The 15,066-nt window shown below is 72.8% G+C and carries 12 protein-coding genes; 5 read left to right on the top strand and 7 right to left on the bottom strand.

From position 1 onward, the window contains the following. Positions 1–10: 10 nt before the first annotated feature. Positions 11–484: a hypothetical protein gene (locus AB0B20_RS06555; RefSeq protein WP_357468720.1), complete on the bottom strand. Its 474-nt coding sequence runs from the start codon at positions 482–484 to the stop codon at positions 11–13. 110 nt (positions 485–594) lie between these two features. Here AB0B20_RS06555 and AB0B20_RS06550 point away from each other — a divergent pair, with 110 nt between their 5' ends. Continuing rightward, complete coding sequence (locus tag AB0B20_RS06550; RefSeq protein ID WP_357385357.1) at positions 595–1,884, top strand: MFS transporter; 1,290 nt, start codon at positions 595–597, stop codon at positions 1,882–1,884. Between the two features lie 95 nt (positions 1,885–1,979). Here the strand turns inward: AB0B20_RS06550 and AB0B20_RS06545 are convergent, their stop codons facing one another. From AB0B20_RS06545 to AB0B20_RS06535, 3 genes are all read right to left on the bottom strand, one after another. Beyond that, the gene (locus tag AB0B20_RS06545; RefSeq protein ID WP_357468717.1) at positions 1,980–3,722 is read right to left on the bottom strand and encodes a bifunctional metallophosphatase/5'-nucleotidase; all 1,743 of its coding nucleotides are present in this window, start codon (positions 3,720–3,722) and stop codon (positions 1,980–1,982) included. A 315-nt stretch (positions 3,723–4,037) separates the two neighbouring features. Further along, positions 4,038–4,817 carry a histone deacetylase gene (locus tag AB0B20_RS06540; protein WP_357385353.1) on the bottom strand — a complete coding sequence of 260 codons (780 nt, stop codon included), beginning with the start codon at positions 4,815–4,817 and terminating at the stop codon, positions 4,038–4,040. A 5-nt stretch (positions 4,818–4,822) separates the two neighbouring features. Beyond that, positions 4,823–5,602 carry a phosphodiesterase gene (locus AB0B20_RS06535; RefSeq protein WP_357468714.1) on the bottom strand — a complete coding sequence of 260 codons (780 nt, stop codon included), beginning with the start codon at positions 5,600–5,602 and terminating at the stop codon, positions 4,823–4,825. Positions 5,603–5,781: 179 nt separating this feature from the next. Here AB0B20_RS06535 and AB0B20_RS06530 point away from each other — a divergent pair, with 179 nt between their 5' ends. Then, complete coding sequence (locus AB0B20_RS06530; RefSeq protein WP_357468709.1) at positions 5,782–7,239, top strand: diguanylate cyclase; 1,458 nt, start codon at positions 5,782–5,784, stop codon at positions 7,237–7,239. Positions 7,240–7,276: 37 nt separating this feature from the next. On the opposite strand, the gene AB0B20_RS06525 is transcribed toward AB0B20_RS06530, so the two are convergent. Together AB0B20_RS06525 and AB0B20_RS06520 are read right to left on the bottom strand one after the other, a co-directional pair. Further along, a complete protein-coding gene (locus AB0B20_RS06525; RefSeq protein ID WP_357385347.1) occupies positions 7,277–8,338 on the bottom strand; it encodes an aspartate-semialdehyde dehydrogenase in 1,062 nt (353 codons plus the stop codon). 6 nt (positions 8,339–8,344) lie between these two features. Beyond that, positions 8,345–9,610: an aspartate kinase gene (locus AB0B20_RS06520; RefSeq protein ID WP_357385345.1), complete on the bottom strand. Its 1,266-nt coding sequence runs from the start codon at positions 9,608–9,610 to the stop codon at positions 8,345–8,347. A 237-nt stretch (positions 9,611–9,847) separates the two neighbouring features. Between AB0B20_RS06520 and AB0B20_RS06515 the strand changes: the two genes are divergently transcribed. Then, a complete protein-coding gene (locus tag AB0B20_RS06515; protein ID WP_357468705.1) occupies positions 9,848–10,612 on the top strand; it encodes a hypothetical protein in 765 nt (254 codons plus the stop codon). Positions 10,613–10,622: 10 nt separating this feature from the next. Here the strand turns inward: AB0B20_RS06515 and AB0B20_RS06510 are convergent, their stop codons facing one another. Continuing rightward, complete coding sequence (locus tag AB0B20_RS06510) at positions 10,623–11,609, bottom strand: DUF5937 family protein (protein ID WP_357468702.1); 987 nt, start codon at positions 11,607–11,609, stop codon at positions 10,623–10,625. Between the two features lie 71 nt (positions 11,610–11,680). Between AB0B20_RS06510 and AB0B20_RS06505 the strand changes: the two genes are divergently transcribed. Together AB0B20_RS06505 and leuA are read left to right on the top strand one after the other, a co-directional pair. Further along, a complete protein-coding gene (locus AB0B20_RS06505; RefSeq protein WP_357468699.1) occupies positions 11,681–12,955 on the top strand; it encodes an MFS transporter in 1,275 nt (424 codons plus the stop codon). Between the two features lie 238 nt (positions 12,956–13,193). Beyond that, entirely contained in the window at positions 13,194–14,939 is a 1,746-nt protein-coding gene (gene leuA / locus AB0B20_RS06500; protein WP_357385337.1) for a 2-isopropylmalate synthase, read from the top strand. Positions 14,940–15,066: the final 127 nt, after the last annotated feature.

The raw sequence follows: 15,066 nt of genomic DNA, 5'->3' as shown, positions 1-15,066 counted from the left end.
GACAGAACCGTCAGTCGTGCGTCTCCGTGCGCGCCACCTCGGCGAACGCGGCGGTCAGGTAATCGGCGAACGGCCGTCCGGTGACCGCGAGCAGATCGGCCACGAGCAGCGGCGCGTGCCGGGCGACCGCCGCCGGGTCGGGCGGGCTGTCGTCGTCGCCGGGGTCGTAGACGCCGAGCGCGCCGGCCAGCAGCACCAGCAACACGTGCGGGTCGACGTCGGGCCACCACGGCGCCGCCGACCTGACGCACTGTTCCAGCACCTGCCGTACGTCGTCGCCGTCCAGCCCGTCCGGGTGCCCCTCCTCCAGCAGCAGCCGGACCACGCCGCCCAGCACCAGCCCGGCCCGGTCGGCGGCGGCCAGCCGCTCGACGGCCGGGGCGTACGCCTCGGTGTCGCGGGCCTGCGCGGCGCCCACCGCGTCGGTGGCCGTCTCGGCGATCTCGCGGGCCGGTGCGGGCAGGTGCCGCCAGGTCGTCGTCACCGGGTCAGCATGGCAGAGCACGTGTGCTCGCTCACCTTCCGGCCCGGCGACGGCGGGTGTAAGGAGTAAACGGGTCGCGGTCGTCGTACCCGCCGAACAGAATCCCTGCCATGCTGCGCCGCGCCCTGCCCGCCCGTCCCGAAGCCCGCCGGATCCTGCTCGGCACGCTCTTCTCCGCCGTCGGGCGCGGCCTCACCCTGCCGTTCCTGTTCATCTACCTCACCGACGTACGCGGCCTGACCGACACCCGGGCCGGTCTGGTGATCGGCTGGTTCGGCGCTGTCACGCTGGCGCTCTCGCCGCTGGCCGGCACGTTCATCGACCGGTTCGGTGCACGCCGGGTGGTGCTGCCCTGCCTGGTGATCGAGGCGATCGGCACCGGCTCGCTGGCGCTCGTCGACTCGACCGCGTCGGCGTTCGGCGTGATGACGCTTGTCGCCGTGGGCAGCTCGGCGATCTGGGCCGGGCAGAACACGATCCTGGCGTCGCTGACCGACGACGGCGAGCGGCAACGCGTCTTCGGGCTCAACTTCGCGCTGCTCAACCTCGGTATCGGCACGGGCGGTCTGATCTCCGGCGCGGTGGTCGACGTGGCCCGTCCGTTCACCTTCGAGGTGATCTACCTGCTGGACGCGGTGAGCTACCTGATCCCGGCGCTGATCCTGCTGAGCCTGCCGCGGGTCGGGCGCCGGCCGGCGGTGGCCGCGGATGCGAAGTCCGCCGGCCGGAGCACCGGCGGCTACCTGACGGTGCTGCGGGACCGGCCGTTCCGCCGCCTGGTCCTCTTCGGCCTGGTGCTCACCACCTGCGGGTACGCGCAGATCGAGGTGGGCTTCGCGGCGTACTCGGTCCGGGTGGTGGAGGTGACGCCCCGGGTGGTGGCGTGGGCGCTCGCCGCGAACACCGTCATGATCGTGCTCTCGCAGTTGCTGGTGATCCGGCGGCTGGAGGGACGCAGCCGCACCCGGGCACTCGCCACAGTCGGCGCGGTCTTCGCCGGCGCGTGGCTGGTGCTCGGCGCGGCGGGCGTGGTGGGCGGCGGCAACGCGGTGCTCGCGGCGCTCGGCGTGGTGGCCTGCTCGGCGATCTTCGGGTTCGGCGAGACGATGCTGTCGCCGGTCATGCCGGCGCTCACGAACGCGCTGGCCACGGACGAGTTGCGCGGCCGGTACAACGCCATGAGTTCGATGATCTTCGGGATCAGCGGCGTGGTCGGTCCGGTCACCGCCGGCCCGCTGATCGGTGCGGCCGACGGGCGGGTCTGGGTGGCGGTGGTGGTGGGCGGCTGCCTGGCCGCCTCGCTGCTCGCGCTGTCGCTGCGTCCGCTGCTCACCGCCGCGCAGGACGGCCGTCCGACGGCCGCCGCGACGCCGGAGCCCGAGCCCGCGCGGGCGACCTGACACGAAGCCGGCGGCCTGCGACGAAGCGCGCAGCCTGACACGCGAACGGGCCCCGGAGCGAACGCTCCGGGGCCCGTCGGCGGTGCGGTCGGCCGTCAGCCGGCCGCGACCTCGGTGGTCGTGCGGATCCGGTCCAGCGCCGGCGGGGAGACCGGCGACTTCTCGGTCAGGTACGCGGTGAAGGCGTCCAGGTCGATCTGGCCGGTCACCGCGTTGGTGCCGCCGGTCAGGACGCTGAAGCCGTCGCCGCCACCGGCGAGGAAGTTGTTCACGGTGACCCGGTAGGTGGCGGTGTCCGCCACCGGGGCGCCGTTGATGGTCAGGCTGCCCCGGACCACCCGGGTGCCCGCGCACGGCGTGCCGGCCGGCGCGGTGGTGCCGTTGACGTCCACGACGTAGTTGACGGTCGAGGACGCGTAGAGCACACGCGCCACTGTGAACTGCTGCTCCAGCATGCAGTAGAGCTGCGCGCCGGTCAGGTCGAGCGTCACCAGGTTGTTGGCGAACGGCTGCACGGTGAACGCCTCGGCGTAGGTGACCGGGCCGGCGTCGAGGTCGGCGCGTACGCCACCGGGGTTCATGAACGCGGCGACCGCGTTCTGCTCGGTGTCGGTGGCGGCGAGCTGGGCGTCGGCGATCAGGTTGCCCAGCGGCGACTCACCGGTCTGGTACGTCGGCTTGCCGTTGACGTCGACCCCGGTCTGGTACAGGTTCTCCTGGGTCTTGGTGATCGCGGCGGTGGTCTCGCCGACCACCCGGTCGGCCACCGGGCCGAGCGCGGTCTTGTACCTGTTGATCAGGTCGGTCGAGGGCTGGTCCGGCTTCACGTCCCGGGTGACCACCACGTTGTTCGCGGACGCGCTCACCACGTCGCGGGTACGTGGGTCGATCTTCAGGTCGATCTGGGTGACCAGGCGGCCGAACGAGCTGGCGCTGGTGACCAGCTTGCCGTTGATGTTGCAGTTGTACGCGGCGTGAGTGTGCCCGCTGACGATCACGTCGATCGACGGGTCCATCCGGTTGGCGATGTCGACGATCGGGCCGCTGAACCCGGTGCAGTCGTTGATGCCGCCGCCGTTCTGCACACCACCCTCGTGCAGCAGCACGACGATGCTCTTGACCCCGAGCAGGCGCAGGATCTTGGCGTACTTGTTGGCGGTGTCGGCCTCGTCGGTGAACCGCAGGCCGGCGACGCCCTGCTGGCTGACGATGTTCGGGGTGCCCTCCAGGGTCATCCCGATGAAACCGATCGGGACACCCTTGACGATCTTGATGCCGAACGGCTGCATCAGCGGCAGGCCGGTGGAGGTCTTGAACGCGTTCGCCGAGAGGTACGTGAACTTGGCGCCGCCGAACGGCGTGCCGTCGGCGCAGCCGTCGACCGGGTGGCAGCCACCGCGCTGCATGCGCAGCAGCTCGGCCGCGCCCTCGTCGAACTCGTGGTTGCCGACGCTCGCGAACTCCAGCCCGGCGAGGTTCATCTCCTCGATGGTGGGCTCGTCGTGGAACGCGGCGGACAGCAGCGGCGAGGCGCCGATCAGGTCACCGGCGGCGACGGTGACGGTGCCCTTGCCCTGCTGCTTCGCGGCGGCGCGCATCGACTTCAGGTGGCTGGCCAGGTATTCCGCACCACCGGCCGGCTGACCGTCGATGGTGCCGCTGGACCCGCTCGGCGGCTCCAGGTTGCCGTGGAAGTCGTTGAGCGCGAGCAACTGGACGTCGACCGGCTTCGGGCGGGCCTCGGCCTGGTCGGGGGTGACGGCGACCGCGGTGAACGCGGTCGCGGCGAGTGCGGCCAGGCCGACGGCGGCCCGGCGTCGCATCCCGGTGACGGACATGGAACTCCTCGTGAGATGCAGGTATGTGGCGTCCGGACGATGGTTCGCCCGGCGACCCTTATCCGTGCCGTGACAGGTGTCGATCGCGGAGAGCGGTACTCGGGGGAACGCCACCCCGCCGGGGTAGCTTCTCATCCACCAGCCGCCAGGTCGAACGGGGCGGCATCAGGAATCGTCGCTGTCTCGGACGGCGGGTACCGGTCTGCCGGACGAGTCGGACATGACGGTCAGATGAAATTCCGCGCGGCGCACGCTGTCGGCGCCGGCCGTCGTCGAAGGCGCCGGCTCCCAGGGACAGGGAGCCGGCGCCGACGCTCATGTCACGCGGAATTCCTTGCGCTGGCAACCGTCTTCGCCCGAATCACCTCCTGCCGGACACCCATCGCCGACCGAACGGTCGTTCATCTTCGACGGCCCGGCATATCGAGCAAACTGTCCGAACTCGACTGACGCCCCGGAGGGCCGGTCCGGCGGTCCGCTGTAGGCGGCGCCGACGAGCGCGCGCAACGCGGACCGGGTCCACCGCCCGGCGACCCCCGGCCGGCCCGCCAGGTAGCCGACGGTGCGCGCGGCGTCCCATCCGTGCGCCTCGCGCAGCCCGCGCGCCAGCAGGCCGAGGTAGACCGGTGCGGGCCGGGTCCAGGGCACCTCCACCGCCCGGTGCGGCGCGGTGAACGTGAGCATCGGCAGGCCCTCGTGGACACCGACGCGCAGCAGCGTCTCGTAGCGGCCCGGCCCGAGCCTCGCCCGGCCGGTCTCGACCGCCACGCGGATCCCGGCCAGGTCGGCGCCGAGCGGCCGGTACATCTCCTGCGCGGCGATGTCCGCGAACTGCTCGACGGTCACCAGGTAGCCGCGCGCTGCCGCCCGGCCGGGCAGCAGCGGGTCGTAGAACGCCATGCCGCCGGTCCAGGCCCGCGACTCCCCGGCGAAGTAGACGCCGCCGGGGATCAGCACCGGGACCGTCCGGCGCGGTGGCCGGCGGTCCCGGCAGCCGGGGTACGTGCGCAGCCCGCCGGGTGGACACCCGCCACGCAGATACCAGTCGAGCCGTGCGGCGTGCAGATTGGACCCGTACGCGACATACCAGAGCATCGGCGTCAGAACCAGCAGGTGCGCCCGGCGGCGTGGCTGACCTGGACGGTGTGCGTCACGCAGCCGCCGTCGGCGATCAGGTGGAGCAGGAAGGCGGTCGGCTCGGCGACGAAGCCGAGCACCTCCTCGTCGGTCATGGCCAGGCTCACCTGGATCCAGGTGCTCGGCGCGACGGTCAGCACCGTACCGGCGAACGCGCTGGTCACCTGGCGGTGCAGGTGCCCCGCGGTGACGCGTACGACATGGGGGTGCCGGCCGACCACGGCGGCGAGCCCTTCGGCGTCGGCGAGCCCGACGGCGTCCATGCCGGGTACGCCCACCGCGACCGGCGGATGGTGCAGGCACACGACGGCGGGCACGTCGGTACGCCCGGCGAGCACCCCATCCAGCCAGGCGAGCTGCTCGTCGCCGAGCCGGCCGCCGGTGCCGCCCGGGGTGAGCGAGTCGAGCACCACGAGCGTCGCGTCCGGCAGGTCGACGTGGTAGTGCGCCGAGAAGCCACCGGCCAGGTAGGGGGTGCCGCCGAACGTGTCGAGCAGCGACTCGCGGTCGTCGTGGTTGCCCGTCGCCAGGTGCACCGGCAGCGGGAACGCGCCGACGATCTCGCGCAGCGCGAGGTATTCGTCGGGGCGCCCGTTGGCGGTCAGGTCACCGGTGATCACCACGCAGTCGGGCCGCGGGCGCAGGGCGAGCACCGCGCCGAGCGCCCGGTGCAGCCCGGACGCCGGATCGGCCGCGAGCGGGCCGGTGGTCACATGCGGGTCGCTGAGCTGGGCGATGAGCATCGGCGGCCTCCTCGGGTGCCCGGGCCCTCACGCTATCGCCGTACGCCCTCCTCGCGCAGGCCCGATTCCGCCCACAGGCTGCGTCCACAGCCTGTGGATAGCACATGTGTACGAAGGCCGGCGGCGGTCGCGCTGAGTACCCTTGATCGCGACCCGACCCCCCTCCGAGCAGGAACGACGTGGATCACGAGCGAGTTCTCCGCGACGTCACGGTGCGCCTCCCCACGGCGTCAACCGTCCCGGAGGCGTGCCAGTGGACCGTCGCCGCGCTCGCCCGGCACACGCCGGCGACCGCCACCGTCCTGCTCCGCGTCCACGACCGCCTGCGCTGCGTCGCCGCCACCGGCGCCTGGCAGGTCTTCTCGCACGTACCGGCCACCGCCGACGGCACCCCGCCGGGTCGCCACCGGCCCGAACCGTCGGTGGTGCGGCGGGTCTACGCCTCCGGCATCACCGCCGCCGTGCCCGACGTCAGCGCCGACCCCGACTACCTCGAGGTCCGCCCGGACGTCACCGCCGAACTCTGCGTGCCGGTACGCGACCCGGACGGCCGTCCGATCGGGGTGCTCGACCTCCAGTGGAGCGAGCCGGTAGTGCTCACGGCGTGGCGGGAGACCGCCGAGCTGGTGGCCGACCGCCTCGGCGGGCGGATCGCCGCGCTGGGCGGGCCACCGGCCGAGAGCCGCAGCGAGAAGCTGCTCCGGCACGCCGCCGCGTTCACCGCAGCGCCGACCGACTGGGACCTGATGACCGCCGCGCTCGCCGCGGCCCGGGACGTGTCGGCGCTCTCCGCCGCGGTGCTGGTGCTCACCGGGCGGCAGGGCCCGCGCCTCGGTGCGCCCACCGGCACACCCGGCGAGTTGGAGGCAAGAATCCGGGCCGAGCTGGACGAGGCCGGACCGGCCGCGCTCGATCGCATGATCGACCGGGCCCACCGGTACGGCTCGGCGTACACGCTGGGCGAGGCGGGCCACCCGCCCACCGAGGAGTACCTGCCGCTGACCCGGGCCGGCGCGCGCACGCTGGTGGCGGTGCCGGTCGGCACACCGGCCGCCGGTGGCGTGCTGCTGGTCGCCGACGAGCAGCGGCTGCGTCCCGACCCGACCACAGTCAACCTGATCGAGCTGCTCGCCGGGCAGGCGTGGACCTGCCTGGACCGGTTGCGTACGCTCGCCCGGCTCCGCGAGCAGGCCAGCTCCGACCCGCTCACCGGGCTGCGGCACACCGGCCCGTTCGGGAAGCGGATCGCCACCGCCACGCCGGGGCGTACCGCGCTGCTGGCGATCGACGTGGACGGGTTCAAGGACGTCAACGACACGTACGGCCACCAGGCCGGCGACCGGCTGCTGGTGGGGCTGGCCCGGGCGCTGGAGGGCGCGCTGCGCCAGGGCGACGAGTTGTACCGGACCGGCGGCGACGAGTTCGTGGCGGTGATCGAGGTGAGCCGCCCGGAGGAGGCCGTCCGGATCGCCGAACGGCTCACCGAGGCGGCCCGCCGTACCGGCCGGACGATCAGCGTCGGCGTGGCCCTGCCCAGACCCGGCGAGTCCCCCGAACGCACCCTGCACCGAGCCGACCAGGCCCTGTACGCGGTCAAGCGCCACGGCCGAGACGGCGTCCACCTCTCCGCCGCCTGACAACGCATAGACACCGGGCGCGGCGAGCGGACACCGCTCAGGGGCGGGTCAGGTCCTTGGCGAGGAGTTCGGCTATCTGGGCCGTGTTGAGGGCGGCGCCCTTGCGGAGGTTGTCGCCCGTGACGAAGAGGTCCAGGGCGCGGGGGTCGTCGACCGCGCGGCGGATCCGGCCCACCCACGACGGGTCGGTGCCGACCGCGTCGATCGGCATCGGGAACTCCCCGGCCGCCGGGTCGTCGACCAGGATCACGCCGGGCGCGTTGCGCAGCACCTCACGGGCGCCCTCGGCGGCCACCTCGGTGGCGAAGACCGCGTGCACGGCGACCGAGTGACCGGTCACCACCGGCACCCGTACGCAGGTGGCGGAGACCTTGAGGTCGGGCAGTCCGAGGATCTTGCGCGACTCGTTGCGCAGCTTCATCTCCTCGGAGGACCAGCCGCCGTCGGCCAGCGACCCCGCCCACGGCACGACGTTGAGCGCCAGCGGCGCCGGGAACGGACCCAGCTCGTCGCCCACCGCCTGGCGCACGTCACCGGCGCGGGAACCGAGCACCCGATCCCCGGCGATCTTGCCGAGCTGGAGGTGCAGCGCGTCCACGCCGGCCTGACCCGCCCCGGAGACCGCCTGGTACGACGCGAGCACCAGCTCGCGCAGGCCGTACTCGCGGTGCAGTGGCGCGACCGCCACGATCATCGCCAGCGTGGTGCAGTTGGCGTTGGCGATGATGCCCTTGGGCCGGTTGCGTACCTGCTCAGGGTTGATCTCGGGCACCACGAGCGGCACGTCGCGGTCCATCCGGAACGCGCCGGAGTTGTCCACCACGACAGCGCCGCGCGCGACGGCGACCGGGGCCCACTGCGCGGAGACCTCGTCCGGTACGTCGAACATCGCCACGTCGACGCCGTCGAGCGCGTCGGCGGTGAGCGCCTGGACGGTCAGCTCCTCGCCCCGGCACTGCACGCGCCGGCCGGCCGACCGCTCCGAGGCGAGCAGCCGGATCTCGCCCCACACGTTGCGCCGGGAGGAGAGGATCTGGCACATCACCGTACCGACGGCACCTGTCGCCCCGACCACGGCGAGGGTGGGCAGCGACGCCACGGCGCGTTACCGCCCGGTGCCGGCGTAGACGACGGCTTCGGTGTCACCACCCAGCTCGAAGGCGTCGTGGATGGCGCGGACCGCCTTGTCCAGGTCGGTGTCCCGGCAGACCACGGAGACCCGGATCTCCGAGGTGGAGATCATCTCGATGTTCACGCCGGCCGCGCCGAGGGCGGCGAAGAAGCCGGCCGCCACACCCGGGTGCGAGCGCATGCCCGCGCCGATCAGCGAGACCTTGCCGACGTGGTCGTCGTAGAGCAGGCCCTTGAACTTGACCGTCTCCTGGATCTTGCTGAGCGCGGTCATCGCGGTCGGGCCGTCGGCCTTGGGCAGCGTGAACGAGATGTCCGTGCGGCCGGTGCCCTCGGTGGACACGTTCTGCACGATCATGTCGATGTTGATCTCCGCGCCGGCCACGGTGTCGAAGATCGACGCCGCGGCGCCCGGCTCGTCGGGCACGCCGACGATCGTGATCTTCGCCTCGCTGCGGTCGTGGGCGACCCCGGTGATCAGTGCCTGTTCCACGGGAAGGTCCTCCATCGATCCGGTGACCATCGTGCCGGTGTTTGTCGAGTATGACGAACGGACGTGGATCGGCAAGCCCGCGCGCCGCGCGTACTCGACGCTGCGCAGATGCAGCACCTTCGCGCCGCAGGCCGCCAGTTCCAGCATCTCCTCGTAGGTGATCTGCTTGATGTGCCGGGCGTTCGGCACGATCCGCGGGTCGGCCGAGAAGATGCCGTCCACGTCGGTGTAGATCTCGCAGACGTCCGCCTCCAGCGCGGCGGCGAGCGCGACGGCTGTGGTGTCCGAGCCGCCCCGGCCGAGCGTGGTCACGTCCTTGGTGTCCTGCGAGACGCCCTGGAAGCCGGCCACGATGACCACCGCGCCCTCGTCCAGCGCGCCCTTGAGGCGCCCCGGGGTCACGTCGATGATCCGGGCCCGGCCGTGCACCGAGGTCGTGATCACGCCCGCCTGCGAACCGGTGAACGAACGGGCCTCGTACCCCAGGTTGTGGATGGCCATGGCGAGCAGCGCCATGGAGATCCGCTCCCCGGCGGTGAGCAGCATGTCCAGCTCGCGGCCCGGCGGCAGCGGGCTGACCTGGTTGGCCAGGTCGAGCAGCTCGTCGGTGGTGTCGCCCATGGCGGACACCACCACCACCACGTCGTCGCCGGCCTTGCGCGCGGCCACGATGCGCTCGGCCACCCGCTTGATCCGCTCGGCGTTGGCGACGGAGGACCCGCCGTACTTCTGCACCACGAGTGCCACGACGTGCACTCCCTCCCAGCGACGACCCTGAGCGTGCCGACGCCGCCGGGTTTCTCGGTCCGGCGGCGCGTGTCAGACCGCCTCAGCCTATCGGGCGGGCCGCGACGCCGGGCCGGGTGATCCCACCATCCGGCCCGGGCGTGGGGCGGCTCACGAGCCGGGGACTACGCGACACGCCAAGCGGTACAGCCGTACGGTGGGCTGACCGCGACCGCCCTCACGACGCAGAATGACCCGGTGCACGCTCATCGACGTGCGGCCCGCCGGCTGACCGGCGTGCTCGCGCTCACCCTGCCGGCATTGCTGGCCGCCTGCGGCGGCGCCCACCCCGAGGCGGCGCCCACCGGCACCGCCGACCCGGTCCCGGTGCAGGTCGACGCCGCCCGCGAGGAACTGGCCGGGCTGGCCGCCGCCGCGCAGGACCGGCACCTCACCGCCACGTACGCCTTCACGCCCGCCGAGGGCACGCCCCGCACGGTATCGGTCACCAGCGCGAACGACGGGAGCTGGCGGGTCGACGTGCCCGGCTGGGGGCACGCCGGCACCGTGGACGTCTCGCTGGCCGCCACCTCCGACGGGCTGTTCCAGTGCGCGCTGCCCTCGGCCGGCTGGGCCCGGGCGGCGACCTGCGTCCGCCTCGGCGACGCCGACGACGCGGTGCCGCGCCGGCTCGACCCCCGCGTGCAGCACCCGTTCACCGACTGGCTGGAGGTGCTCACCGACAGGCGTGCGCCGCTCGCGGTCTCCCCCGCCGAGTCGCTGCCCGGCACCGACGGCCCGTGCTACACGGTCGACAGCACCTCGGCGTCGCTGAACGCGCCGCTGGACGTGGGCATCTACTGCTTCCGGGCGGACGGCACCCCGGCGGCGGTACGGGCCGGGTTCGGCACCCTGACGCTGACCGGCGAGCCGGGCGCCGCGCCGGGCACCGTCGAGCTGGCCGGCGCGGTGACCGAGGGCGAGCCGGTGGGCCGGGACGCCCCGAGCCCGGGCACGCCGTGACCCGTCCCGCTCAGCCGCCCCGGGCCGCGCGGAGCAACGCGGCACCGACCTCGGTGTTGCGGTAGAGCACGTGCCGCCCGGCCCGGTGCCGGGTGACGAGACCGGCGGCGTGCAGCGCGGAGAGGTGCTGGGAGACGTTCCCGGCGGACAGCCCGGTGAGCCGGGCGAGGTCCGTGGTGGTCGTCGCCGCGTCGAGCAGGCGCAGCAACGCGGCCCGGCCGCCGCCGACCACCCGGGCCAGCGCGTCGCCGGCCGGTTCGGGTCCGCGTTCCCACAGCGTCCCGACCGCCCGCACCGGGTACGCCCCGGCGGGGAGCGAATCCTCCAGCAGGTTCCACAGCACCCGCCGGTCGGTGAACACGCTCGGGTTCAGCGCCAGGCCCCGCCCGCGCAGGTCGAAGTCCCGCTCGAACGGGTCGTCGCTGACCACGCGGTCACCGAGCCACCGCAGGCTGGGATGGATCCGCTCGAACAGCTGCCCGGCGCCGCCCTCGGCGAGCTGGGCCGCCCGGTACGCGACGTCGGCGTCGAGCAGTGCCCGCATCCGCGGCCAGTCGGCGGCGATCGCCTCCTCGTGCCAGACCCGTACCGCCTCGACGAGCTGCGGCAGCAGCCCCGCCGGATCGGCGAGCAACGCCCGCCCGAACGGGTTCAGCGGCCGCCTCGGGGTGGTGGCCAGCAGGTCCCGGACCACCACGTCGGGCGGCGTCGACGCGATCTGGTCGAGCTGGCCGTCCATCTCCGCCCCGGGCCGGGCCGCCGGGGTGAGGAAGTCGGGCAGCCAGCGCCGCGGCCGGGTCAACTCGACGAGCGGACGGACCCGCTCGGCCACCTCCGGGCGGCGCAACGTCGTCCGGGCGCTGTCGATCCACCGCAGGTGCACCGGGTAGCGGGCCGGGTCGGCGAGCGCCCACATGCTCATGACCGTCTCGTTGGCCGGCGACACGCCGAACCGCACGCCGGCTACATCGGCCGGAGTGAACCGCAACTCGGACATGCGCACCCCCGGATTCGGTCCAGCCTAAAAGGCTCGACCGATGCGTGGGGGGCGCGATCTGCTCACCGGCCATGGGGGCACGAGAGAGCATCCGCACCGCCGTCCGCGACGTCGTACCGCCGGCCGGGCTGACCCGCGCCCTGGCCGTACAGGCCATTGTCTACGCCGTCGGCAACGGCCTGTTCAAGGCCGGCAGCGCGGTGTTCTTCACCCGGGCGCTGGGACTCGGCCCGGCCCAGGTGGGACTCGGCCTGTCGCTCGCCGCCGGGGTGTCCCTGCTCGGCAGCGTCCCGCTCGGCGGGCTCACCGACCGGTACGGCCCGCAGCGGGTGTGGATCGTCTGCCTGCTGCTCGACGCGGCTCTCTTCGCGGCGTACCCGCTCGTCGGCGGCTTCGCCGGGTTCCTCGCCGTGGTGATCGCGCTGGGCGTGGCCGGCACCGCTCTCGGCAGCGCCCGCCAGGTCTACTCGATCAATGTGCTGCGGCCGGAGGAACGGGTCACCGCGCTGGCCTACCAGCGCTCCTCGATGAACGTCGGCTTCGGCCTCGGCGCGCTGATCAGCGGCCTGGTGCTGGCCGTCGACACGATCTGGGCGTACCGCGGGATGGTCTGGTTCATCGCCGTGGTCTTCCTGGTGACAGCCGTCTTCGTGCACCGGCTGCCGCGACTGCCGGAGGTGACCCGCCCGGCGGAGCCGACGAGCCGGCTCGCGGTGCTGCGGGACCGGCCGTTCATGACCGTCGCGCTGCTGTCCGGGCTGCTCACCGCGCACCAGACGCTCTACCTGACGGTGCTGCCGCTGTGGATCCTCACCCGTACCGACGCGCCGAAGACGATCATCGCGGCGCTGGTCCTGCTCAACACCGTGCTGATCGTGCTGCTCCAGGTGCGGGCCAGCCGGGGCGCGGACACCGCGCCGGGCGCGGCCCGGGCGTCCCGCCGGGGCGCGCTGCTGATCGCCCTGTTCTGCGTGGTCCTGCCGGTCTCCGGCGTCACCCGGGGCTGGCTCACCGTGGCGGCGCTGGTGGCCGCCGCGATGCTGCTCATCCTGGCGGAGCTGACCGAGGCGGCGGGCGCCTGGGGACTCACCGCCACGCTGCCGCCCGCCGACCGGCGCGGCGCGTACGTCGGCGCTTTCGGGCTCGGCTCGCAGGTGCAGTTCCTGGTCGCTCCGGCCGGGCTGACCGCGCTCGGCGTGAGCACCGGCGGCTGGGGCTGGTATCCGGCGGCGACGCTGTTCGTCCTGGTCGGGCTGGTGATCGTGCCGGCGGTGACCCGGGCGGAGCGGACCCCCCGGCTACCGGGCGTGCCGAGGTCCACCGGCTCCGTGACTCTGATCCCATAGTCCGGACCAGCCTTCCCACGACCCGTCCCACCACGTAGGGTGACCTTGTCATGTGGCGCGCGTACCTTCTCCTTGGCTGCCGCGACGAGGCCTGACCGGCCGGCACCTCGTCGCGGAGTCGCTACGCGCCGTCCAGCACATCCGATCTTCTCCTCGGCACCGCCGCGCACCGTCGCCCGGCATCCCGCCGACACCTTTCCGATCTGCTGACGCCACATGTTCCAGGGAGCACTCCGAGATGGCTCAACCTGTCACCGCCACCGATCCGTTCGCCCGCCAGCGCCCCAGCCGGATGCCGGTCCACCGCTACGTCCCGTACGACAGGGAGTTCGGCGTCGACCTGCCGGACCGCTCCTGGCCCACCCGCCGCGTCGAGGCCGCGCCCCGCTGGTGCGCGGTCGACCTCCGCGACGGCAACCAGGCCCTGATCGACCCGATGTCGCCCGAGCGTAAGCGGCGGATGTTCCAGCTCCTGGTGCAGATGGGCTACAAGGAGATCGAGGTCGGCTTCCCGTCGGCGAGCCAGACCGACTACGACTTCGTACGGCAGCTGATCGAGCAGGATCTGATCCCCGAGGACGTCACCATCCAGGTGCTGACGCAGTGCCGGGAGCACCTGATCGAGCGCACCTTCGAGTCCCTGCGCGGCGCCCGCCGGGCCATCGTGCACTTCTACAACTCCACCTCGACGCTGCAGCGCCGGGTGGTCTTCGGGCTGGACCGCGACGGCATCACCGACATCGCCACCCAGGGCGCGCGGCTGTGCCAGAAGTACGCGGAGATCCACACCCCGGACACCGACATCCACTACGAGTACTCGCCGGAGTCGTACACGGGCACCGAGCTGGAGTACGCGCTGGAGGTCTGCTCGGCGGTCATCGACGTGATCGACCCGACCCCGGACCGCAAGCTGATCATCAACCTGCCGGCCACCGTCGAGATGGCGATGCCGAACGTCTACGCCGACTCGATCGAGTGGATGCACCGGCGCCTGCCCCGGCGGGACAGCCTGGTGCTGAGCCTGCACCCGCACAACGACCGGGGCACCGGCGTGGCCGCCGCCGAGCTGGGCCTGCTGGCCGGCGCCGACCGGATCGAGGGCTGCCTGTTCGGCAACGGTGAGCGCACCGGCAACGTCGACCTGGTGACGCTGGGCCTGAACCTGTTCTCCCAGGGCATCGACCCGATGATCGACTTCTCGAACATCGACGAGATCAAGCGCGCCGTCGAGTACTGCAACCAGCTGCCGGTGCACGAGCGCCACCCGTACGCGGGCGACCTGGTCTACACCGCGTTCTCCGGCTCCCACCAGGACGCGATCAACAAGGGCTTCGCCGCGCTGAACGCCGACGCGGCGGCGGCCGGGGTGCCGGTGGACGACTTCACCTGGGCCGTGCCCTACCTGCCGATCGACCCGAAGGACCTGGGCCGCACGTACGAGGCGGTCATCCGGGTCAACTCGCAGTCCGGCAAGGGCGGCGTCGCGTACATCATGAAGACCGAGCACCAGCTCGACCTGCCGCGCCGCCTCCAGATCGAGTTCTCCGGCGTGGTGCAGCACGTCACCGACCACGACGGCGGCGAGGTCGAGCCGGGCGCGATGTGGGACATCTTCGCCCGCAACTACCTGGTCGACCACCAGGTCGACCCGGCCGTGAAGCTGGCCGACTACACGATCGGCACCGTCGACGGCAAGGTCGAGATCGACGCCCGCGTCGGCTTCGGCGGCGAGACCCGCGCGCTCACCGCCGTCGGCAACGGCCCGATCGACGCGTACGTCAACGCGTTGCAGTCCCTGGGCGTGGCGGTACGGGTGCTCGACTACCACGAGCACGCGCTGTCCTCCGGTGGGGACGCGCAGGCCGCCGCGTACGTGGAGTGCGAGGTGGACGGCCGCACGGTGTGGGGCGTCGGAGTGGACGCCAACATCGTCACCGCCTCGATCAAGGCGGTCACGAGCGCGGTGAACCGCACCCGCGCCTGAGGTGCTTGAGGTGTAAGGAAGGGCCCCTTCTTAGAACTCCTAACGTTGGAGTTGGCGCCAGCAGATGAGGGCGCAGGCGAGGCTGAGGAAGGCTTCGTGGATGTCGTCGCGGATTTCCCAGCGGATG

It is taken from the genome of Micromonospora sp. NPDC049151 (genome assembly GCF_040648395.1).
Taxonomy (GTDB): domain Bacteria; phylum Actinomycetota; class Actinomycetes; order Mycobacteriales; family Micromonosporaceae; genus Micromonospora.
The sequence above is the reverse complement of the archived record's forward strand: the minus strand, read 5'-3'. Positions and strand labels throughout refer to the sequence as shown.

Excerpts from the sequence above, each read along its gene's own strand:
- AB0B20_RS06550 (WP_357385357.1), top strand. The coding sequence starts at position 595 with ATGCTGCGCCGCGCCCTGCCCGCCCGTCCCGAAGCCCGCCGGATCCTG.
- AB0B20_RS06545 (WP_357468717.1), bottom strand. The coding sequence starts at position 3,722 with ATGTCCGTCACCGGGATGCGACGCCGGGCCGCCGTCGGCCTGGCCGCA.
- AB0B20_RS06510 (WP_357468702.1), bottom strand. The coding sequence starts at position 11,609 with ATGTCCGAGTTGCGGTTCACTCCGGCCGATGTAGCCGGCGTGCGGTTC.
- AB0B20_RS06540 (WP_357385353.1), bottom strand. The coding sequence starts at position 4,817 with ATGCTCTGGTATGTCGCGTACGGGTCCAATCTGCACGCCGCACGGCTC.
- AB0B20_RS06505 (WP_357468699.1), top strand. The coding sequence starts at position 11,681 with ATGGGGGCACGAGAGAGCATCCGCACCGCCGTCCGCGACGTCGTACCG.
- leuA (WP_357385337.1), top strand. The coding sequence starts at position 13,194 with ATGGCTCAACCTGTCACCGCCACCGATCCGTTCGCCCGCCAGCGCCCC.
- AB0B20_RS06535 (WP_357468714.1), bottom strand. The coding sequence starts at position 5,602 with ATGCTCATCGCCCAGCTCAGCGACCCGCATGTGACCACCGGCCCGCTC.